16 protein-coding genes are annotated in these 20,383 nt (G+C 69.5%); 8 read left to right on the top strand and 8 right to left on the bottom strand.

Annotation, left to right across the window (positions count from 1 at the left end):
* On the bottom strand, positions 1 to 1,190 hold a 1,190-nt coding region (locus ICN82_RS15310), incomplete at its 3' end, for a pseudouridine synthase (RefSeq protein ID WP_193184363.1).
* Between the two features lie 72 nt (positions 1,191 to 1,262).
* Between ICN82_RS15310 and ICN82_RS15305 the strand changes: the two genes are divergently transcribed.
* Positions 1,263 to 1,715, top strand: coding sequence for a nucleoside deaminase (locus tag ICN82_RS15305; protein ID WP_193184361.1), 453 nt, complete (start codon positions 1,263 to 1,265; stop codon positions 1,713 to 1,715).
* 157 nt (positions 1,716 to 1,872) lie between these two features.
* Entirely contained in the window at positions 1,873 to 3,621 is a 1,749-nt protein-coding gene (locus ICN82_RS15300; RefSeq protein WP_193184359.1) for a DUF1217 domain-containing protein, read from the top strand.
* A gap of 534 nt (positions 3,622 to 4,155) precedes the next feature.
* On the opposite strand, the gene phaZ is transcribed toward ICN82_RS15300, so the two are convergent.
* Positions 4,156 to 5,427, bottom strand: coding sequence for a polyhydroxyalkanoate depolymerase (phaZ, locus tag ICN82_RS15295; protein WP_193184357.1), 1,272 nt, complete (start codon positions 5,425 to 5,427; stop codon positions 4,156 to 4,158).
* Between the two features lie 125 nt (positions 5,428 to 5,552).
* Between phaZ and ICN82_RS15290 the strand changes: the two genes are divergently transcribed.
* From ICN82_RS15290 to ICN82_RS15265, 6 genes are all read left to right on the top strand, one after another.
* Entirely contained in the window at positions 5,553 to 7,346 is a 1,794-nt protein-coding gene (locus ICN82_RS15290) for a PHA/PHB synthase family protein (RefSeq protein WP_193184355.1), read from the top strand.
* A 335-nt stretch (positions 7,347 to 7,681) separates the two neighbouring features.
* Entirely contained in the window at positions 7,682 to 8,128 is a 447-nt protein-coding gene (locus ICN82_RS15285; RefSeq protein WP_193184353.1) for a phasin family protein, read from the top strand.
* A 144-nt stretch (positions 8,129 to 8,272) separates the two neighbouring features.
* Entirely contained in the window at positions 8,273 to 8,848 is a 576-nt protein-coding gene (phaR, locus tag ICN82_RS15280) for a polyhydroxyalkanoate synthesis repressor PhaR (protein WP_193184351.1), read from the top strand.
* Between the two features lie 24 nt (positions 8,849 to 8,872).
* A complete protein-coding gene (locus tag ICN82_RS15275; protein ID WP_193184349.1) occupies positions 8,873 to 9,886 on the top strand; it encodes a LysR family transcriptional regulator in 1,014 nt (337 codons plus the stop codon).
* Between the two features lie 35 nt (positions 9,887 to 9,921).
* On the top strand, positions 9,922 to 10,437 hold the full coding sequence (locus ICN82_RS15270; protein ID WP_193184347.1) for a YHS domain-containing (seleno)protein: 516 nt from the start codon (positions 9,922 to 9,924) through the stop codon (positions 10,435 to 10,437).
* Positions 10,434 to 11,243: an alpha/beta hydrolase family esterase gene (locus tag ICN82_RS15265; RefSeq protein WP_193184345.1), complete on the top strand. Its 810-nt coding sequence runs from the start codon at positions 10,434 to 10,436 to the stop codon at positions 11,241 to 11,243. The genes ICN82_RS15270 and ICN82_RS15265 overlap by 4 nt, the downstream gene beginning before the upstream one ends.
* Positions 11,244 to 11,257: 14 nt before the next feature.
* On the opposite strand, the gene ICN82_RS15260 is transcribed toward ICN82_RS15265, so the two are convergent.
* The 6 genes from ICN82_RS15260 to ICN82_RS15235 all read right to left on the bottom strand — a co-directional run bounded on the left by ICN82_RS15260 (position 11,258) and on the right by ICN82_RS15235 (position 20,383).
* Positions 11,258 to 12,238: a glycosyl transferase family protein gene (locus ICN82_RS15260; protein ID WP_193184343.1), complete on the bottom strand. Its 981-nt coding sequence runs from the start codon at positions 12,236 to 12,238 to the stop codon at positions 11,258 to 11,260.
* Positions 12,235 to 14,877 (bottom strand): nitrate reductase, encoded by a 2,643-nt coding sequence (locus tag ICN82_RS15255; protein ID WP_193184341.1) that lies wholly within the window; start codon positions 14,875 to 14,877, stop codon positions 12,235 to 12,237. Before ICN82_RS15255 ends, ICN82_RS15260 begins: the two co-directional genes overlap by 4 nt.
* Entirely contained in the window at positions 14,877 to 15,212 is a 336-nt protein-coding gene (nirD, locus tag ICN82_RS15250) for a nitrite reductase small subunit NirD (RefSeq protein ID WP_193184339.1), read from the bottom strand. Before nirD ends, ICN82_RS15255 begins: the two co-directional genes overlap by 1 nt.
* Positions 15,209 to 17,653, bottom strand: a complete 2,445-nt coding sequence (gene nirB / locus ICN82_RS15245; RefSeq protein ID WP_193184337.1) for a nitrite reductase large subunit NirB — start codon at positions 17,651 to 17,653, stop codon at positions 15,209 to 15,211. Before nirB ends, nirD begins: the two co-directional genes overlap by 4 nt.
* 85 nt (positions 17,654 to 17,738) lie before the next feature.
* Positions 17,739 to 18,671 carry a GAF domain-containing protein gene (locus ICN82_RS15240; protein WP_226898518.1) on the bottom strand — a complete coding sequence of 311 codons (933 nt, stop codon included), beginning with the start codon at positions 18,669 to 18,671 and terminating at the stop codon, positions 17,739 to 17,741.
* Between the two features lie 11 nt (positions 18,672 to 18,682).
* Positions 18,683 to 20,383 carry an ABC transporter ATP-binding protein gene (locus ICN82_RS15235; RefSeq protein ID WP_193184333.1) on the bottom strand — a complete coding sequence of 567 codons (1,701 nt, stop codon included), beginning with the start codon at positions 20,381 to 20,383 and terminating at the stop codon, positions 18,683 to 18,685.

Below are 20,383 nucleotides of genomic sequence, written 5' to 3'. Positions count from 1 at the left end.
CCGGGTTTCGGGCCGGGGCGGCCGGCCGGTTTCGTCCCCGGCGCGGCGCCCGGGCGCTGCGGTTTCGCGCCGGGCTTTCCCTCCGGCCCGCGGCCCTGACGGTCTTCGCGTCCGCTGCCCTGGGATGCGGCCCTGCCATTGCGCGGCGGCGTGGCGCCGGGCCTGCCGGTTGCGGCGCGTCCCTGCCTTTCGCCGCGCGGCTCCCCCTGCGCCGCGGGACCTTTCCCGCGCGGTGATTTCGCCCCGGATGCCGGGCCTGCGCCGCGCCCCGGCCGATCCTCGCGCCCGCCATCCTTGAAGCCGGGCTTTCCCGCCGCCCGCGGCGGGCGGGTGGTCAGTTCCCCCCTGGCGGGGGCGGGACCGCGCTCGGCCCAGGCATCCCCCTTGGCGCCGCGCGGCGCGGGGCCGCCGCGGCGGGTGCGCTGCGGTTTCGGGCGCGGCTGCTCCTCGGCGGGGCCAAGCCCCAGCTGGTCGCGCAGCACCCGTTCCCTGACCTCCTCCACGGCGCCCGCGGCCAGGTCGTTCAGCCGGAAGGGCCCGTAGCTGACCCGGATCAGCCGGTTCACCACCAGACCGACGCTTTCCATCGCGCGGCGGATCTCGCGGTTCCTGCCCTCGCGCAGCCCTACCGTCAGCCAGGCATTCGCCCCCTGCTGCCGGTCCAGGCTGACATCCATGGGCTGGAACCGCTCGCCCTCGATCGTCAGGCCGCGGCGCAGCGGCTCCAGCGCGGCATCCTCCGGCGTGCCCTTGACCCGCACGCGATACTTGCGCAGCCAGCCGGTGGCAGGCAGTTCCAGCCGGCGTTTCAGCGCGCCGTCATTGGTCAGCAGCAGCAGCCCCTCGGAATTGAGGTCGAGCCGTCCGATGCTCATCACCCGCGGCATCGTCTCGGGCAGCTTGTCGAAGATCGTCTCGCGCCCCTTCTCGTCCTTCGCCGTGGTCACCAGTCCGGCGGGCTTGTGATACAGCCAGATCCGCGGCGGCTCCGCCTCCTTCAGCGGCTCGCCATCGACCAGGATGCGGTCCCCGGGCGTCACGTTCAGCGCGGGCGAGGTGATGAGCCTGCCATTCACCCGCACGCGGCCTTCGGCGATGATGGTCTCGGCCTCGCGGCGCGAGGCGACCCCGGCGCGGGCCAGGACCTTGGCGATGCGCTCGCCTTCGGGGGAGGGGGTGCTGTCAGTCATGGAAGGCGCCTATCCGCTTTTCTGCCGCTGTTCCAGCCTTGCGCGCGTTGCGCGGCGCAGGCAAGAGACCCCATGACCTTCACGTCACATATGCAGGCCGCGCTGGAGGAGGCGCGCGCCGCCGCCGCGCGCGGCGAGGTGCCGGTCGGCGCCGTGCTGCTGGATCCCGCCGGGCGGGTGGCGGCCCGGGCCGGGAACCGCACGCGCGAATTGCGCGACCCCACCGCCCATGCCGAGATCCTGGCGCTGCGCGCCGCCTGTGCCGCCGCCGGGTCCGAACGGCTTCCCGGCCATGTGCTCTACGTCACGCTGGAGCCCTGCGCCATGTGCGCCGCGGCGCTGGCGGCGGCGCGGGTCGCGCGGGTGGTCTATGGCGCGGCCGATCCCAAATCCGGCGGCGTCGCCCATGGCGCGCGGGTGTTTTCCCATCCGCAGGCCCATCATGCGCCGGAGGTGATCGACGGCATCGCCGCGCATGACTGCGAGGCGATCCTGCGGGCGTTCTTCGCCGCGCGCCGCGGCTGAGCCCGGTGCGGCCGCCGCCGAGCGCGGGGGCCGGAAATGGCGGGCATTTTAATTGTTAGCAACCGCGAAAGGCTCTCCCCCTAGGCTGGGCGCGGCATGTCCCGCGACGGGGCATGTCCTGCGATCGCACCGCCACGGATTTGCCCACGGATTTGCCATGTACACGCCGCTTCTGCCCGGCACCTCGCTCAATAGCTGGATCTATCTCAAAGAAAGCCGCGACGCCCAGCTGAGCGCCTTCGGCCGCGACGCGGTTCTTCAGCGGGAGCAGCAGGCCTTCGCGCAGAAGATCTCCGGGATTTCCTCGGTCGACGACCTCATGCAGGATTACCAGACGCTGAAGGTGGCCCTGGGCGCGCACGGGCTGAAGGATGACCTGCCCAACCGCTATTTCATCCGCCAGGTGATCGAACAGGGAACCGACGCGCCGGAGGATTTCGCCAACCGGCTGTCGGATGCGCGCTATGTCGCCCTGGCCCGCACCTTCGAGACGCTCGGCCTGACCGGGGCGGGCGATCTGGGCGACAGCCTGCCGCCGGTGGAGGATGATCTTGCGGCCGCCGTGCGCGCGCAGCGCGGCGACAGCCCGCTTCATCTCAATGCCGCGGCGCGGATGTCCAGCAGCCTCACCCTGGGGCTGCTGGGTGCCGACACGGCCGATCGGGTCTGGGAGCGCGCGCTGGACCAGCCGGGCATGACCGCCACCTTGAGCCGGATGCTGGGCGCCCCGGCTGCGGTGGGCGGGCTGTCCCCCGCCGGGCAGGCCGCCGTGTTCCAAGCCTCCGTCAATTACCTTCATGGCGGCACGCGGCTGGGCATCCTCAGCGACCCCGCCAATGCCTTCGCCGCCGCCGATGCCTATCTGGGCACGGCCGGGACCGCGCTGGAGGACGGTTTTTCCTATGGCGGCCTGCGCGACCGGCTGGCGGCGATCGCGCAGACGGTGACGGACGACGGGGATCGCTGGGCGGCGCTGCAGGCGGATGGCGGGCTGCGCGATGTCGTGGCATTGGCGCTCGGCATGTCCTCCGATTTCGCCGGGCTGTCCGCCGCCGACCAGATCGCCGGGATGCGGGCGGCGGCGACGGCTCTGTTCGGCCGGTCCGATTTCGGCCTCTTCGCCAGCCAAGCGAACCTGACCCGGCTGGGCGACCGCCATCTCGATCCGGCGGGGCGCGGCCTGGCGGGCACGTTCAGCCTGGGCGCCTTCATCGCCGCGATAGAGACGGCGCGCGGGCAGGGGCCGAGCATCGACCAGAAATGGGAAAGCGTGCTGCAGATCGAGCCGCTGCGTGCCTCGCTGGCCGCGGGTCTGGGGCTGCAGGAGGATTTTGGAACGCTGGAGCCGCAGGCGCGGATCGCGGCGGTGAAACAGGCCATGACGGCGCGATTCGGGACCGCCGACCCGGAGGCCCTGAAGGATCCCGCACGTCTCGCGGCGCTTTCCGGCGCGGAGGTCGATGCCCAGGTCGCGGCCATTTCGGAGGATTACCTCGAACAGGAATTCCGGATCGCCGTGGGCGAGCAGCGGCCCGAATTGCGGGTTGCCATGTCTGTGGCCGAGGAATTGCGCAAGGCGGTGGAGACCGGCGGCACGGAGGCGGGGCAGTGGTATCGCATTCTGGGCAATTCGGTCCTGCGCGAGGCCTTCCAGGGGGCATTCGGCCTGGGGGGTGATTTCGCCTCCATGGATCTCGATGCCCAGGTGTCGATGATGCGTTCCGGCAGCGAGCGGCTGATCGGGGGCAGCGCCGCCGCAGATTTCCTCGATCCCGCGAACCAGGAGGCGCTGATCACCCGCTATCTGGCGCGCGCCGGAACTTCGGGCACCGCGGTCTCATCCTCGGCTGCGCTGTTCACCACGGCTTCGGCGAGTTCGATCCTGGCGACGATCTACGGCGCCTGACGCGGCCCGCGCCGCCGCGCGGCGCACAGGCGCCGGTTCCGCAATGTTCGGAACAGCGGACAGAAGGAACAGTCCCGGTCTTCGCACTGCCCAGGCCCCTTCGGCGGGACGCCGGGCGGGCGAGGCTGTCGCCGGTCCGCCCGCGCGGCGCTGGGATCGTGCCAGGACATAGTCCGGGCTTTTCGAAGGCCGGGGGCCTTCCGTCAGGCTCCCGGGCGTGGGCTGGCTCCTCTCCCGCGGGGCCTGAAATCTTGCGGAAGGGAGGGCAGCGCCCGATCCTGTCATCGGTGCCTGCGGGACCGGTGACCGCGCCGCCTATCCGAAACGGGCGATGGGCCGGCGCGCCTGCCGGCCGCCCCGCCGCGCGCTGCGGGGGTCCCGCTTGTCTGCCCGGCTTGTGGGGGGTGCCGATGACTGCCCTGCGCCGCGCCGCCCCGCCTGCCACCCGTACCAGGGCCGGGGCGGGGCCTGCATCGCGCGGCGCGGCGCGGGAGGCGGAGCCTGCGGCTGGTGGCTCCCCGCCGGGCAGGAGGTTCAGGGCTGCACGGATTTCAGCGCCACCGCGCGGTCGCGCCCGCCGCCATGCGCATCGATGAAATCCAGCACGAGGGGGCGGATATTGTTGCGCCAGCTCTTGCCCGCGAAGATCCCGTAATGTCCCGCTCCGGGCTCGAGATGCGAGAATTTGCGGTCCTCGGGCAGCCCGGTCAGCAGCTCCAGCGCGGCAAGACACTGGCCGGGAGCCGAGATGTCGTCCTTCTCGCCCTCGACGATCTTCACGGCGACATCGGTGATGCGCCCGATATCGACCGGCTCGCCCGCCACGACGAGACGGTTCTGCGCGATCTCCAGCCCCTTGAACAGCCGCTCCACGGTGGAGAGGTAGAATTCCGCGGGCATGTCCATCACGGCCAGGTATTCGTCGTAGAACCGGTTGTGGTGGTCGTTGTCGCGCGCCTCGCCCTTGGCGGTGCGCAGGATCTGGTCGAAGAAGGCCTGGCCATGGCGTTCGGCATTCATCGACATGAAGGAGGCCAGTTGCAGCAGGCCGGGATAGACCATCCGGCCGGCCCCGGCATATTTGAACCCGACGCGCTGGATGGCCAGTTCCTCCAGCTGTCCCATGGTGATGCGATGGCCGAAATCGGTGACCTCGGTGGGGGCCGCGTCGGGGTCGATCGGCCCGCCGATCAGGGTCAGCGTGGCCGGCTGCGCATCCGGCCGCTTCGCCGCCAGGTAGGCGGTCGCGGCCAGGGTCAGGGGTGCGGGCTGGCAGACCGCGATCACATGGATTTCCGGGCCGAGGTGCTCCATGAAATCGACGAGATACAGCGTGTAATCCTCGATGTCGAACTTGCCGCAGCTGACCGGGATGTCGCGGGCATTGTGCCAGTCGGTGACATGCACGTCGCAATCGGGCAGCAGCGAGGCGACGGTCGAGCGCAGGAGTGTGGCATAGTGGCCCGACATCGGCGCCACCAGCAGGACCTGCCGCGCCATAGGCGCGCGGCCCTGCACCTCGAATTTCACCAGGTTGCCGAAGGGCCGGTCCACCACGGAGCGGGTCGTGACCAGGTGGTCGCGCCCGTCCTGCCCGGTGACGCTGCGGATCCCCCAGTCGGGTTTCGCCACCATGCGGGAGAACGATCTTTCAACCACTTCGCCCCAGGCCGCCATGAGGTTGAACCAGGGCACGGGGGCCAGGCCGGTGGCGGGGTAGGATCCGAAGGACCGCGCCGTCGATCCCAGCCACTGGCTGGCATTGCGCGCCGTTTCCATCATGTCATAGGTCAGCATATGCCGCATGATGCACTCTCTCCAATACACGGAACCCGGGGCGCGCATGGCCGTCCCGGTTCAATTCGCCGCTTTTCCCTGAAGGGTCGCGCCGATAGTCTGAGGTCGCGGGAACGTACGGTGGAACGGACGACATGACAACCGACGATACACAGAACGCAGCCAATCTCGACCGGCTGAACAGCAATATCGCACGCATGGAGGAACTGTCCCAGAGGCTGGTGCGCGCCATGGCGGCCAAGCGGCCGATCGATCCCAACCTGCAGGCGCCGGACCGCGACATCTTCGTGAAGGCGATGACCGCCTACATGACCGAGATGATGAACAACCCCGCCAAGATGATCGAGCATCAGGTCTCCTACTGGGGCAAGATGCTCAAGCATTACGTCGAGGCGCAGCATCTTCTGACCACCGGCAAGCTGGGCGTGCCCTCGGATCCGACCCCCCGCGATCCGCGCTTCCAGAACCCGCTCTGGGACAGCCATCCCTATTTCAACTTCCTCAAGCAGAACTACCTGCTCACCTCCGAGGCGGTGTCCCAGGCGATCGCCGGGCTGGAGGGGCTGGACGGGGTGGATCGCAAGAAGGTGGAGTACTTCACCCAGCAGCTGATCAACATGATGTCGCCGTCCAACTTCCTGGGCACCAATCCCGAGGCGCTGGAACGCGCCGTGGCCACCGAGGGGGAGTCTCTGGTCAAGGGGCTGGAGAACCTGGTGCGCGACATCGAGGCCAATAACGGCGAGGTGCTGGTCTCGCTGGCGGATAACGACGCCTTCAAGGTCGGCCAGAACCTGGCCACTTCCGAGGGCGCGGTGGTCTATCGCAACCGCATGTTCGAGCTGATCCAGTACGCGCCGACGACCGAGCAGGTCCACAAGACGCCGATCGTGCTGTTCCCGCCCTGGATCAACAAGTTCTACATTCTCGACCTGAAACCCAAGAATTCGCTGGTGAAGTGGATCGTCGACCAGGGCTACACGCTGTTCGTCGTCTCCTGGGTCAATCCCGACCGGTCCTATGCCGATGTCGGGCTCGATACCTATGTCGAGGAAGGCTACCTGACCGCGATCGAACAGGTGAAGGCCATCACCGGCGAACCGAAGGTGAATGCCATCGGCTACTGCATCGCGGGGACCACGCTGTCGCTGACCCTTGCCATGATGGAGAAGCGCAAGGACAAGTCGGTCAATTCCGCCTCGTTCTTCACGACGCTGACGGATTTCTCCGATCCCGGCGAGATTGGCGTGTTCCTCGGCGATGATTTCGTCGATGCGATCGAGCGCGAGGTCGCCAAGCACGGGATCCTCGACAAGTTCTTCATGACGCGGACCTTCAGCTATCTGCGCTCGAACGACCTGGTCTATGGCCCGGCGGTCAAGAGCTACATGCTGGGCGACACGCCCCCCGCCTTCGATCTGCTCTACTGGAACGGCGACGGCACCAACCTGCCGGGCAAGATGGCGGTCGAGTACCTGCGCCACCTGTGCCAGCACAACGAATTCTGCGAAGGCGGCTTCACCATCTGCGGCGAGAAGGTCGGACCGGCCGACATCAAGCTGCCGGTCTGCTCGATCGCCTGCGAAACGGACCATATCGCCATCGCCAAGGGCTGCTATACCGGGTTCCAGAAATTCGGCAGCCGGTCCAAGACCTTCATCCTGTCGCAATCGGGACATATCGCGGGCATCGTCAATCCGCCTGAAAAGAAGAAGTACGGCCATTACACCAATTCCGACCTCAAGGCGGGATTCGCCGAATGGAAGGCGCAGGCGGAATTCACGCCCGGCACCTGGTGGTTCCGATGGGAGGAATGGCTGCGAAAGCGGTCGGGGGCGAAAGTCCCGGCGCGCCAGGTCGACACTATGTCGCACCCGGCGCTGGCCCCGGCCCCCGGCACCTATGTGACGCTGCGGCCTGCCGCCTGACCCCAACCGCCCCTCCGCAGGGAGGGGCGGTTCGCGGATGGGGTAATATACCGTTAGAAAAGAATAAGTTTCTTCAGATGTGAATGCTGCATCGCAGAAAGGTAATTCCGCGTCGGCAGTTTTGCTTCCGCAGCATGATCCTTGCGCCATCGGACAGGCGGCTCAGGTGCAGGCATATGTGTTTCAACGGCTTTCTGGCGCATTCTGCAACTCGCTCCCGGCGGGTGTCGCGCCGCAATGCGGCGAATTTCCCTTGATTTGCTGCGCTGCAGCATATAATAATAGGGGCAGGCGCAGGAGCGGGGACTCCCCGCCGGAGTTAAGGAGAGAGCACCATGGTTACCAAGACCAACGACCTGACCAAGATGATGCAGGACATGATGAGCGCGTTCCCGATGGATACCCGCGCCATGCAGGACGCCTTCAAGACCCAGGCCACCCTGGGCGAGAAGATGTCGAAGGTCGCGCTGGAAGCAGCCGAGAAGTCGACCGACATCTCCTCCAAGTATACCAAGGAGACCCTGTCCAAGATCGCCTCGCTCTCGACCGTCAAGGACGAGCCGACCGACTACACCAAGGCGATGACCGATTTCGCCTCGGCCCAGGCCGAGATGACCGCCGAGACCATGGCCGCCTTTGCCGAGGTCGCCAAGAAGGTCCAGATGGAAACCGTCGAGCTGATGCTGGCCGCCGGCAAGGACATGTCCGAAGACGCGACCGCCGCCGTCAAGAAGGCGACCGCCGAGGTCACTTCGGCCGCCAAGAAGGCCACCGTCGCCTGATCGCGGCGCCCGGCGCCGCCGGGACGACAGGATGCGCTGCGCGGGCCGGTCGGGTCGCGCGGCAGGGGCGGGCGCAAGCTCGCCCTTTTCTTTTCGGGACCGCTCCCCTACTCTGCATCGCAGCACTTGAAGGGAGGGCTCCGAGTGGCCGACAAAGACCAGCCGCTTCTGATTAAGCGATATGCCAGCCGCCGACTCTACAATACCGAAACCAGCGATTACGTGACCCTCGAGGATATCGCCGGCTTCATCCGCGAGGGCCGCGAGGTCAAGGTCGTGGATCTGAAAAGCGGCGACGACCTGACCCGCCAGTACCTCCTGCAGATCATCGCCGAACACGAGGGCCGCGGCGAGAACGTCCTGCCCATCGCCGTGCTGACCGACCTGGTGCGCAGCTATACCACCTCGGCCCAGAGCGTCGTGCCGCAATTCCTGGCGATGAGCTTCGACATGCTGCGCGAAGGCCAGTCGAAGATGATGCAGAACATCGCCCATATGCCCAACCCGATGATGCCCATCCCCGGGCCCATGTCCGGCATAGAGGCGATGAAGCGGCAGCAGCAGGCCTTCCTGGCCTCCATGATCCCGGGCTGGCCCGGTGCCGCGGGCGCCACCGGCCCGGAAGAGCCCACCGCCGAGAGCGAGACCGAGCTTGCCGACATAAAGCGCCAGCTGGCCGAGATGCAGGCGCGCCTGTCCAAGCTGAACCAGCCGGAATAGGACGCGGCCGCGCCGGGGACGGACATGGCGGAACCTGCGGGACGCATCACGCTCTGGGCGGTCGAGGTTTTCGCCGCGATCGCCGATGAGGGCTCCATCTCGGGCGCGGCAAGGCGGCTGGCGGCCAGTCCCTCGGCGGTCAGCCAGCAGCTGGCCAATCTGGAGGCGGCGCTGGCCGCCCAGCTGGTCGACCGCGCCGCGCGGCCCTTCCGCCTGACCCCGGCGGGCACCACCTTCCTGCGCCGCGCGCTGAACATCCTGGGCGAGGCGGCGCTGGCACGGGCGGAACTGGCGACCCGCGATCTCAGCCACCTGTCGCGGCTGAGCCTCGGAATGATCGAGGATTTCGACGCCGATGTGACGCCGCGGTTCCTGTCGGAGATGGCCGGCGAGCTGGGCAGCTGCCGCTTCCTGCTGGAGACCGGGGCAAGCCACGCGCTCTCGGCGCAGCTGGGCGCGCGCAGCCTCGACATGATCGTCGCGGCGGATATGGGCGGGGCCGAATCCTGGATGGAGATGCACCCGCTGATGGAGGAACCCTTCGTCGCGGTGATGCCTGCCGGGCGCATCCCCGATGCCGCCGCCATCGCCGGGCTGCGCTTCATCCAGTATACCCAGCGGCATCACATGGGCCGCGCCATCGCCGCGCATCTGGCGCGCCATGACCTGCCGCTGGATCACCGGTTCGAGATGGACAGCTATCACGCGATCATGGCGCTGGTGGCCGAGGGCGCGGGCTGGACCATCGCCACGCCCCTGGGCGTGTTGCGGGCGCAGCGGTTCCGCGACCGGGTGACGATGGCGCCGCTGCCGGTGCCGCCCCTGTCGCGGGCGATTGCGCTGACCGCGCGGCGCGGCCAGCTGGGCGAGGTGCCGCGCTCCACCGCCATGCGGCTGCGGCGGATCATCGGCGCGCTGGTGATCGCCCCGGCCGTCGCCCGCGATCCCTGGCTGGCGCCGCATCTGCGGCTCAGCGATCCGGGCACGGGGGATCACCTTTCCGTAAGGGCAGATGCCGCGGGCGCCGCCATCGGCTAGACAGGCGGAAACCGCCCCGGCCACAGGAGCCCCCCATGCGCGTCGCCCTTCTGTCCCTTCCCCTGATCCTCGCCGCCGCCGCCCTCTCGGCGGGGCCGCAATATGTCGATGGCTCGGACCATGCCGTTTCGGGCTATGACGTGGTCGCCTATTTCGACATGGCGCCGGTGCCGAAAGACGCGCCGCCCCCCGCGCCGGTGCCGGGGCGCGCGGATATCACCGCACGGCATAACGGGGCCGTCTTCGCCTTTGCCAGCGCGGCCAATCGCGACCGGTTCCTGGCTGACCCGGACCGGTTCGCGCCGCAATATGACGGGCATTGCGCCTATGGCGTGGCGCAGGGGGCGAAGGTGCCGGGGGATCCGCGCCTGTGGCGGATCGTGGAGGACCGGCTCTATCTCAACCTCACCCCGCGCATCGCCCGCTCCTGGGAACGCGACATTCCCGGCAACCTGTCGGCGGCGGCCGGGCACTGGCCGGGGCTGGACGCGGCGCCTGCCTCGGGCGATCCGGTCCCGCGCAACCTGCCTGCCGCGCCGGTCGCCCCGTGAGGCGCGTGCTTGCCGCAGCGCTGCTCTGGGCGGGGCTGGCGGGACCGGCCTCGGCCTGCGGCGCGGCGGCGGCGGCCTGCGCGACGGCGACGGGCGATTACCTGCTGCGCCTGCCCGGCGGCGGGCCGGTCCGCGGCACGGTGCTGTTCCTGCATGGCCATGGCGGCAGCGCGGCGCAGATGATGGCCGATCCCGCCCTGGCCGCGCCGCTTGCCTCGCGGGGCTATGCGCTGGCCGCGGCCGAGGGGATGCCGCGGCAGGGCGGGGCGGGCCATGGCTGGGCCTTCCGCGGGGGCGGGGCGCGCGACGATGCGGCCTACCTGGCGGAGGTGATGGAGGACCTGGCGGCGCGCCACGGGCTGCCGCGCGGGAACATCCTGCTGGCCGGGTTCTCTTCCGGCGGCTTCATGACCAGCTACCTCGCGTGTTCCGATCCGCAGGCGGCGCGGGGCTTCGCGCCGGTCGCGGGCGGGTTCTGGCGGCCCTTGCCCGCGGACTGCGCCGGTCCGGTGCGGCTCCTGCATGTCCATGGCTGGAGCGACGGGGTCGTGCCGCTGGAGGGGCGGCGGCTGGGCAGCGGGGCGATGCAGGGGGACATCTTCGCGGGGATGGAGATCTGGCGCCGCGCCAATCGCTGCGCGGCGATGGCGCCGGGGGAGGTGTCGGCGCAAGACGGCCTGTGGCGGCGCAGCTGGCGGGATTGCGCGCCGGAGGCGGCGCTTGATCTGGTGCTGCATCCGGGCGGGCATGTCCTGCCGCCGGGCTGGGCCGCGCTGGCGCTGGACTGGTTCGAGGCGCTGCCCTGAGCGGCGCGGGCGGATCAGCCCGCCGCGACCAGCCGGTCCCCCCACAGGTCGCGCATCCGCGCCTCGGCGGCCTCCAGCGTGGTGGCGCCGCCCGCGGCCAGAAGCGCCAGCGCGGCAGTGCCGGTCACCGTCGCCTCGGCAAAGGCATCGCTGCGCTCGCCGCGCCACAGCCGCCCCAGATCGCCGGGCTTGGGGTCGGGATCGGCCAGCCTGCGCGTGTCCTCCACCAGCGGCGGCACCATCTGTTCATGCACCGCGCCGTCTTCCAGGCCATAGACCAGGATCTGCTTGGCCGGGTGACGCTCGAACTCGCCGCCGCCGCCCTTGATGACCATCAGGTTGCGTTCCCCCAGAAGCGCGGCGGCATCCTGCTGCAGCCCGCGATAGGGCGGGTGGAACACCCCCTGCACGCAGGCCGGCGCTCGGGCCGGGTTCATCGCGCGCAGCGCCGTGTTGACCGGCGAGCGCAGCCCCAGCTCGTCGCGCAGCCGCACCACCCGCAGCAATTCGGGATCCAGCGCCTCCAGCGGCAGGTAGACGATGCCGTTTTCCTCCAGCGCCTGCGCCGCGCCCTCCGGCGTGGTAGCGGCGGCGATCCCGGCCTCGCCCAGATGGGCGCGCAGATCGGCATGGGGGTTCTGGTGGCTGTTCCAGCCATGGATCAGCACCCTTTGCCCGGCCAGCGCCACGAGCCGCGCCGACAGCAGGAACAGCGGCAGCCCGCGCGAGCGCCCCGAGGCATAGCTGGGCCAGTCCAGCGTCACCGGCAGTCCCTCCCAGCGGGCCAGCCGCGCCCGGATCGCATCGACGAAGCCCGCGATCTCCTCGCCGGTCTCGCCGCGATAGCGCATCAGCATCAGCAGGGCGCCGACGGCCTCGGGCGCGGCCGTGCGGTCGAGGATCGCGGCCATCGCCTCGGCCGCCTCCTTGCGGTCGAGGCTGCGCGATCGCCCGGGGCCGCGGCCCAGGGCACGAACGAGGGGGGCGAGGGTCACTGTGCAGCCTCCTGGTGGCGTATGCTCGTCAGGATGGTACGTAGTTCGGCCTTGCAGGACCCGCAATTGGTCCCGGCCCGGCAGGCGGCCCCGATCGCGTCGACATCGGCAAGATTGCCGGTTTCGATGGCGGAGATGATGGTGTTCACGCCGACCGAGAAGCAGGCGCAGACGATCGCGCCCTGGTCGGGCTGGTCCTCGCCCGGGCGCGCCGCCAGGACCGGGCCGGGACTGGTGCCGCCCAGAAGACCGATCACGTGGCTGCGCGCCACCGCCACCGGCTCCGGCCCGGCAAAGAGCGCGGCCGCCACGCGCCCGTCCTGCATCAGCGCCACCCGGGCGAGGCCGCGCGCGGCATCGCTGACGGTGACGGCGGTGGCATCGGGCAGCCCCGCCACCTGTCGCGCCAGCGCCTCCCAGTCCCGCGGCGGGGCCATCTCCGCCAGTTCCATCCGCCAGCCCGCCCCGGCGCGGGCCTTGGCCCAATAGGCGGTGTCGGCCCGCGGCTCGGCCAGCGTCACGGCAAAGCCGTACCAGGCGGGGGCAAGCGCCGCGACCTCGACCGGGGTGGCCTTGCTTTCGGGCTGGCCCGAGACCGGGTCGGTCTCGGCCGCGACCACCGCATCGATCCGCCCGGCCGAGGCCGCCTGTCCGGTCCAGTGCATCGGCGCGAAGACCGTGCCCGGGCGCAGCCGGTCGGTGACGACCAGCCGCAGCAGCGCCTCGCCCGCGGGGCTGGTCACGCGCACCAGCTCCGCGGCGGACAGCCCGCGCGCGGCGGCGTCGCGGGGATGCATCTCCAGGAAGGGTTCGGCGATATGCTGGCTCAGCCGCGGCGACAGCCCGCTGCGCGTCATCGTGTGCCAGTGGTCGCGCACCCGCCCGGTATTCAGCCGCAGGGGATGGGACGCCGTGACCGGCCGGGCCGGGGCGCGTGCGCTCAGCGGCAGCATCCGCGCCCGCCCGTCGGGGGTGAAGAACCCGCCCGCGCCGAAGAACCGTCCGCCCTGCCGCGCGGCCGTCACCGGCCAGGCCTGCGGCGCCAGCGCGTCATAGCCGGGATCGCTGATGTCCTTCAGTCCCGAGATGTCGAAATCCCGGCCCAGCCGTCCGGCAACCTCCGACAGCGCGGCATGTTCGCGGAAGATCTCGGCGGGGGAGGCATAGTCGAATTCCGCGCCCCAGCCCATCGCCGCCGCGACCCCCGCGAGCGCCTGCCAGTCATGGCGGGCCTCGCCGGGCACGGGCAGCGTGGCGCGCTGGCGCGAGATGCAGCGTTCGGAATTGGTCACGGTGCCGGTCTTCTCGCCCCAGCCGGTAGCGGGCAGGAAGACATCGGCCAGCTTCGCCGTGTCGGTATCGGCATACATGTCCGAGACCACAACGAAGGGGCAGGCGGCGATGGCCGCGGCGACGGCATCGGCCTCGGGCATCGAGACCGCGGGGTTGGTGCACATGATCCAGATCGCCTTGATCCGTCCGTCGCCGACCGCGCGGAACATGTCGACCGCCTTCAGCCCCGGCGCCTCGGCCATGCGCGGCGCGTCCCAGAAATCGCGCACCGCCAGGCGATGGGCCGGATCCTCCAGATCCAGGTGGCAGGCCAGCATGTTGGCCAGCCCGCCGACCTCGCGCCCGCCCATCGCGTTGGGCTGGCCGGTGACGCTGAACGGACCCATGCCGGGCCGTCCGATCCGCCCCGTCGCCAGGTGGCAGTTGAGGATCGCATTGACCTTGTCGGCCCCGGCGGAGGACTGGTTGACCCCCTGCGAATAGACGGTGACCACCTTTTCCGTGCCGATCCACAGGTCGTAGAACGCGTCGAGTTCGTCCCGGCTCAGGCCCGTGGCGGCGTCATCGTCGGCCCCGGCGGCGGCCAGCGCCGCCTCGTATCCCGAGACATGCGCCGCCAGCCACGCGGCATCCGCGGCGCCCCGCCGGGCGATCCGCGCCAGGAGCCCGTTGAACAGCGCCACGTCCGATCCCGGCTCCAGCGCCAGGTGCAGCTCGGCCATGTCGGAACTCGCGGTGCGGCGCGGGTCGATATTGACGATCTTCAGCTCGGGGCGCGCCGATTTCGCCGCCAGGATCCGCTGATACAGCACCGGGTGGCACCAGGCCAGGTTCGACCCCGTCAGGACGATCAGGTCGGCCTCCTCCAGGTCCTCGTACTGGCCCGGCACCGTGTCGGTGCCGAAGGCGCGGCGATGCCCGGCCACGGAGGAGGCCATGCAGAGCCGCGAATTCGTGTCGATATTGCCCGACCCGATGAAGCCCTTCATCAGCTTGTTGGCGACGTAGTAATCCTCGGTCAGCAGCTGCCCCGAGACGTAGAAGGCCACCGCGTCCGGCCCGTGCTCGGCTATCGTGTCGCGGAACTTCTCCGCGATGAGCGCCGTGGCCTCGTCCCAGCCGGCGCGCGTCCCGCCGATCAGCGGATGCAGGCCGCGCCCCTCCAGCGCCAGCGTCTCGCCCAGGGCGGAGCCCTTGGAACACAGCCGGCCGCGATTGGCCGGATGGTCGGGATCGCCGCGGACCCGCAGCCCGCCCTGCGGATCGGGCCGGGCGAGGACGCCGCAGCCGACGCCGCAATAGGGGCAGGTGGTGCGGATCTCCGCCGGGCTGGAGGCGGCTTCCATCAGGCGGCGCTCCGCGCCTTCAGGGCGGCGAGGTCCAGAAGGATCCGCCCCGCCTCGATCCGCGCGGGATAGGTGGCCACCACCTCGGGGTCGGCGCCCTGCGCCTCGCCCGTGGCAAAGGCGAAGACGCGGTTATGCAGCGGGCAGGTGACGGATGCGCCGTGCACGATGCCCTCGCTCAGCGGGCCGCCCTTGTGCGGGCAGGTGTCATCCAGCGCATAGACCTCGTCCGCGCTGGTGCGGAACACCGCGATGCAGCCCGCCGCGGTGCGCACCACGCGCGCGCCGCGCACAGGGATGTCCTCGAGCGATCCGATATCGGTCCAGTGGGTCATTCGGCTGCCTCCAGGTTGACGGTTGCAAGGGGGGTGGACCAGGCCTTGCGCTCTTCCTGCGAGACCAGCTCGCCCCAGGGGTCCTTCTGGTAGATGGATTGCGAGATGCGGAACCGCTCCACCAGCGCGCGGCGGTTGTCGGCATCGGCCACGACCTGTTGCTTCACCCAGTCGAGCCCGACCTTGGCGACCCATTTATAGGGGCGGTCCAGGTATTTGGCGTTCTCGCGATAGAGCTGGATGAAGGCGATGGTCAGCTCGATGGCCTCCTCCTCGGTGGGGGCATCGGCCAGGCGCTCGGTCTCCTTCAGGTCCATCCCGGCCGCGCCCGCGACGCCCACCTGATAGCCCGAATCCACGCAGATGACGCCCACGTCCTTGCAGGTCGCTTCGGCGCAGTTCCTGGGACAGCCCGAGACGGCCAGCTTGACCTTGTGCGGCGTCCAGCTGCCCCAGAGCGCCTTCTCCAGCTTGATCCCCAGCCCGGTGCTGTCCTGCGTGCCGAAGCGGCAGTGATCGGTGCCGACGCAGGTCTTCACCGTCCTGAGCCCCTTGGAATAGGCATGGCCCGACACCATCCCGGCATCGTTCAGATCGGCCCAGATCTTGGGCAGGTCCTCCTTCTTGACGCCCAGAAGGTCGATGCGCTGGCCGCCGGTGACCTTGACGGTGGGCACCTTGTAGCGTTCGGCGGCATCGGCGATGGCGCGCAGTTCCGAGGGCGTGGTGATCCCGCCCCACATCCGCGGCATGACCGAATAGGTGCCGTCCTTCTGGATATTGGCATGGTTGCGTTCATTGACGAAGCGGCTCTGCGGGTCGTCCTTGTACTCCAGCGGCCAGTCCGCCAGCAGGTAGAAATTGATCGCCGGGCGGCAGACATGGCAGCCGTCCTTGGTCTTCCAGCCCAGTTCCTGCCAGACGGCCTGCTGGGATTTCAGCTCCTGCGTCTTGATCAGCCGGCGCACGTCCTCGTGGCTGAGATCGGTGCAGCCGCAGACCGGCTGCGCCTGCGGCAGGACGAAATCGTCGCCCAGCGTCAGCGCCAGGACCTGTTCGACCAGCCCGGTGCAGGTGCCGCAGGAGGCCGAGGCCTTGCAGGTCCCGCGCAGCGCGCCGATGTCATGGGCGCCGTCGTGGATGGCGGCGATGATCTGCCCCTTGGAGACGCCGTTGCAGCCGCAGATCTCCGCATCATCCGGCAGCGCTGCAACGGCCGCCATAGGGTCCAGCGCGGTCCCCCCCTGGTAGGCCGGGCCGAAGATCAGCGTCTCGCGCATCTCCGAGATGTCGGTGCCGTCCTTGATCAGGCCGAAGAACCAGCTCCCGTCGGCGGTGTCGCCATACATGACCGCGCCGATCAGCCGGTCGTCCTTCAGCACCAGGCGCTTGTAGACGCCGCGCGCCGGGTCGCGGAACACGATGTCCTCGCGGCCCTCGCCCTCGGCGAAATCGCCGGCGGAAAACAGGTCGCAGCCGGTGACCTTCAGCTTGGTCGCCACTTCGATCGGCACATAGGCCGCGCTCTGACCGGCCAGGGTGCGGGCCAGGACCTTGGCCATGTCGAAGATCGGGGCGACCAGCCCGAAGACCGCGCCGTCATGTTCGACGCATTCGCCGAGCGCCAGGATGTCGGGATCGGAGGTGATGCACTGGTCATCGATATGGATGCCGCGCCCCACGGCCAGCCCGGCTGCCTTGCCAAGGGCGGTGCCGGGGCGGATGCCCACGGCCATGACGATCAGGTCGGCCGGGATCTCGGTGCCGTCCTCCAGGCGCAGCCCCTCGACCTTGCCCTGACCGTAGATCTCCCTGGAACTGGCCGAACAGTGGATGGCGATGCCGCGTTCGCTCAGCGCCTTGCGCAGCAGGTAGCCCGCCGCCTCGTCCAGCTGGCGTTCCATCAGGTGGCCCGCCAGGTGGACGACCGTGACCTCCATGCCGCGCAGGCGCAGACCGGCCGCCGCCTCCAGCCCCAGCAGGCCGCCGCCGATCACCACGGCGCGGGCGCCGGGGGTATTGGCCGCCTGGATCATCCGGTTGGTGTCGTCGAGGTCGCGATAGGCGATGACGCCGGGCAGGTCATGGCCCGGCATCGGGATGATGAACGGGGTCGATCCGGTGGCGATGACCAGCTTGTCATAGGGGGTCTCGCCCTTGCCGGTGATGACCACCTTGCGGGCGCGGTCGATGCCGGTGACCGGCTCGCCGAAGCGGGTCTTCACCCCCTGCGCCTCGTACCAGGCGGCATCATGGGTGACGATTTCCTCGTAGGTCTTTTCGCCCGACAGCACGGGCGAGAGCATGATGCGGTTGTAGTTGCCGCGCGGTTCGGCGTTGAACAGGGTCACGTCGAAGGCGCCGGGCGCCAGCGCGAACAGCTCTTCCAGCGCGCGGCCCGAGGCCATGCCAGCGCCGATGACGACGAGTTTCTGGGTCATGCTTCAACTCCGGTTGCAATGGGGCGGGGAAGGGGGCGGTGCGGTGCCGCGACCGCCGGGGGGAGGGACAGGCGCATCATCGGGCTCACAGGTACCAGGCGACGATGAAGGCCAGCTCGGCGCCGCGATAGACCGGCAGGGCCACGAACAGCCGGTAGCCCGCAGGCAGCCCGGCCGGGCCCGCCTGCACATGCGGCATGCCCGTGCCCAGCACCTGGCCCACGGGGCCGTGCCAGGCACCGGTGCGCAGCGCATCCACCGGCGGGTTGTGCTTCGGCGCCAGGGGGCCCTCGCGCTCGCAGATCCCGTCGATCAGCGTCCCGTCAGGCCCGGCGGCGTTTCGCGCGGGGGACACCGTCCAGATCTCGAAGCGCCGGGCGATGGGCGTGCCGCGCGCCGAGAGCAGCGTCAGCACCCGCGTCACCCCGTCGGGTCCCGGAACCGGCAGTCCCAGGCCGGTGGTCAGCCCCGCCCGCCCGGCGCTTTCGGCGCGGATGAAGGCATAGCCGGTGCCCAGGTCGCGCATCAGGATCGGCGCCTTCGCCGCCCAGACCCCGCCGGGCAGCCCCTGGCCCTTCGGGAAATGCGTATGCTGGGACACCCATTCGAAATGCCGCGCGGCGCCGTAATAGCCGTCCTGCAGCATCAGCAGGTCATTCTCCTGCGACCACAGCTCGATCGCGCCGGTGCGGATCGCGTCATCGCCGCAGAGGATGACCAGCACGGCCTTCAGCACATCCCCGGCAAAGACCGGGATGGCGACGGCGGCGGTCAGCCCGGCCTCCTTCGCGGCCTCGGTCCGCTTGAAATAGGAACCGTCGAATTCCTTCAGCACCACCGGCCGGCCTTCGGCCCAGGCCTTGCCCGGCAGGCCTTCGCCCTTGCCGAAGCTTTCGCTGCGCGAGGCGGCCTCGAACTCCGCCAGCCCGCCATAGCTGCCGGATTTATGCACCAGCATGCCGCCTTCGGGCACCCATATCTCCGAGACCTGGATGAAGGTCTCCGCTGTGGTTGTCATGACCTCGGACATCAGGCGGCCTCGCTGGATCTGGCTTGGGTCGGGGCGGGGGCGGCGGCGGCCTTGCGCGGGTCGCGGCCGTGTTCGTATTCCTCGAGGAAGCTCAGAAGCTGCTCGCGGTAGAGGTAGTAGTCGGGGTGTTCCAGCAGTGCCTTGCGCGTGCGCGGGCGGGGCAGGTCGACCTTCATGACCTTGCCGATCGTCGCCTGCGGCCCGTTGGTCATCATGACCACCCGGTCGGCCAGCAGGATCGCCTCGTCGACATCATGGGTGACGCAGACGGCCGTCACCTTGGTGCGCGACCAGACCTCCATCAGCACTTCCTGCAATTCCCAGCGCGTGAGGCTGTCGAGCATGCCGAAGGGTTCGTCGAGCAGCAGCAGCTTCGGCGACAATGCGAAGGCCCGCGCGATGCCGACCCTCTGGCGCATGCCGTTGGACATCTCGCTGGCGGGCCGGTCCATCGCATCGGCCAGGCCCACCCGTTCTAGGTAGTGATCGACCACGTCCTGCCTTTCCTGGCGCGAGGCGCGGGGATAGACCTTGTCGACGCCGATGGCGCAGTTCTCCCGCGCGCTCAGCCAGGGAAACAGCGAGGGCGACTGGAACACCACGGCGCGTTCGGGATCGGCATCCATCACCGCCTTGCCGTCCAGCTTGATCGCGCCCCTGGAGATCGAGTTGAGCCCCGCGGTCATGGTCAGGACGGTGGACTTGCCGCAGCCGGAATGGCCGATCAGCGAGATGAACTCGCCCTTGTCGAGATTGAGGTTGAAATCCTCCACCACGGTCAGCGGGCCCTTGGGCGTCGGGTAGATCTTGTGGAGCGCCGAGAATTCCAGGTAGCGGTCCTCGCGCAGCCCCTGCTGGATATCGGCCTGGGCCTTGGGCAGGAAATGGACCGGCTGGATGTCGGGCAGGATGGTCTTGCCCTCGGCCTTGGCGGCGATGCCCACATCCATCAGGTAGTTGGTCACCTCGGCGCGCAGCCGCTTGAACGTCTCGTCATGGTTCATGGCGGTCCGCTCGCGCGGGCGCGGCAGGCTCACGCGGAATTCCCGGCCCAGCGTCCCGTCGGGATTCAGCGCGATGATCCGGTCGGCCAGGATGATCGCCTCGTCCACGTCATTGGTGATCAGCACGCAGGTCTTGCGGTCTTCCTGCCAGATCCCCTCGATCTCGTCGGCCAGGTTGGCGCGGGTCAGCGCGTCGAGCGCCGAAAGCGGCTCGTCCAGCAGAAGCACCTCGGGATTCATCGCCAGCGCCCGGGCGACGTTCACCCGCTGGCGCATGCCCCCCGACAGTTCCGCCGGGCGGCGGGCGGCGGCGTGGCTGAGGCCGACCATCTTCACGTATTTCGCGACCGTCTCGCGGCGCTCGGCCTTCGGCATCTTCGGAAAGACCGAGCTGAGCGCCAGCTCGACATTCTGCGCCACGGTCAGCCAGGGCATCAGCGAGTAATTCTGGAAGATCACGCCGCGTTCGGGGCCGGGGCCCTCGATCGGTCTGCCCTTGAAGGTGACGCTGCCCGCGGACGGGGTTTCCAGCCCCGCCATCAGGTTGATCAGCGTGGTCTTGCCCGTGCCCGAGAAGCCCAGCAGCACCAGGAATTCGCCTTCGGCGACCTTCAGGTCGATGTCGCGCAGCACCTGCTTGTGCTGGGTGCCTTCGCCGAAGCCCTTGGAGACGGTGTTGAATTCGAGAATGGCCAT

The organism is Mangrovicoccus algicola (assembly GCF_014903745.1).
Lineage (GTDB): Bacteria > Pseudomonadota > Alphaproteobacteria > Rhodobacterales > Rhodobacteraceae > Mangrovicoccus > Mangrovicoccus algicola.
The sequence above is the reverse complement of the archived record's forward strand: the minus strand, read 5'-3'. Positions and strand labels throughout refer to the sequence as shown.

Coding starts and splice junctions, on each gene's coding strand:
- ICN82_RS15305 (WP_193184361.1), top strand. CDS start 1,263: ATGACCTTCACGTCACATATGCAGGCCGCGCTGGAGGAGGCGCGCGCC.
- ICN82_RS15300 (WP_193184359.1), top strand. CDS start 1,873: ATGTACACGCCGCTTCTGCCCGGCACCTCGCTCAATAGCTGGATCTAT.
- phaZ (WP_193184357.1), bottom strand. CDS start 5,427: ATGCGGCATATGCTGACCTATGACATGATGGAAACGGCGCGCAATGCC.
- ICN82_RS15290 (WP_193184355.1), top strand. CDS start 5,553: ATGACAACCGACGATACACAGAACGCAGCCAATCTCGACCGGCTGAAC.
- ICN82_RS15285 (WP_193184353.1), top strand. CDS start 7,682: ATGGTTACCAAGACCAACGACCTGACCAAGATGATGCAGGACATGATG.
- ICN82_RS15275 (WP_193184349.1), top strand. CDS start 8,873: ATGGCGGAACCTGCGGGACGCATCACGCTCTGGGCGGTCGAGGTTTTC.
- ICN82_RS15270 (WP_193184347.1), top strand. CDS start 9,922: ATGCGCGTCGCCCTTCTGTCCCTTCCCCTGATCCTCGCCGCCGCCGCC.
- ICN82_RS15255 (WP_193184341.1), bottom strand. CDS start 14,877: ATGGAAGCCGCCTCCAGCCCGGCGGAGATCCGCACCACCTGCCCCTAT.
- nirD (WP_193184339.1), bottom strand. CDS start 15,212: ATGACCCACTGGACCGATATCGGATCGCTCGAGGACATCCCTGTGCGC.
- nirB (WP_193184337.1), bottom strand. CDS start 17,653: ATGACCCAGAAACTCGTCGTCATCGGCGCTGGCATGGCCTCGGGCCGC.
- ICN82_RS15240 (WP_226898518.1), bottom strand. CDS start 18,671: ATGACAACCACAGCGGAGACCTTCATCCAGGTCTCGGAGATATGGGTG.
- ICN82_RS15235 (WP_193184333.1), bottom strand. CDS start 20,383: ATGGCCATTCTCGAATTCAACACCGTCTCCAAGGGCTTCGGCGAAGGC.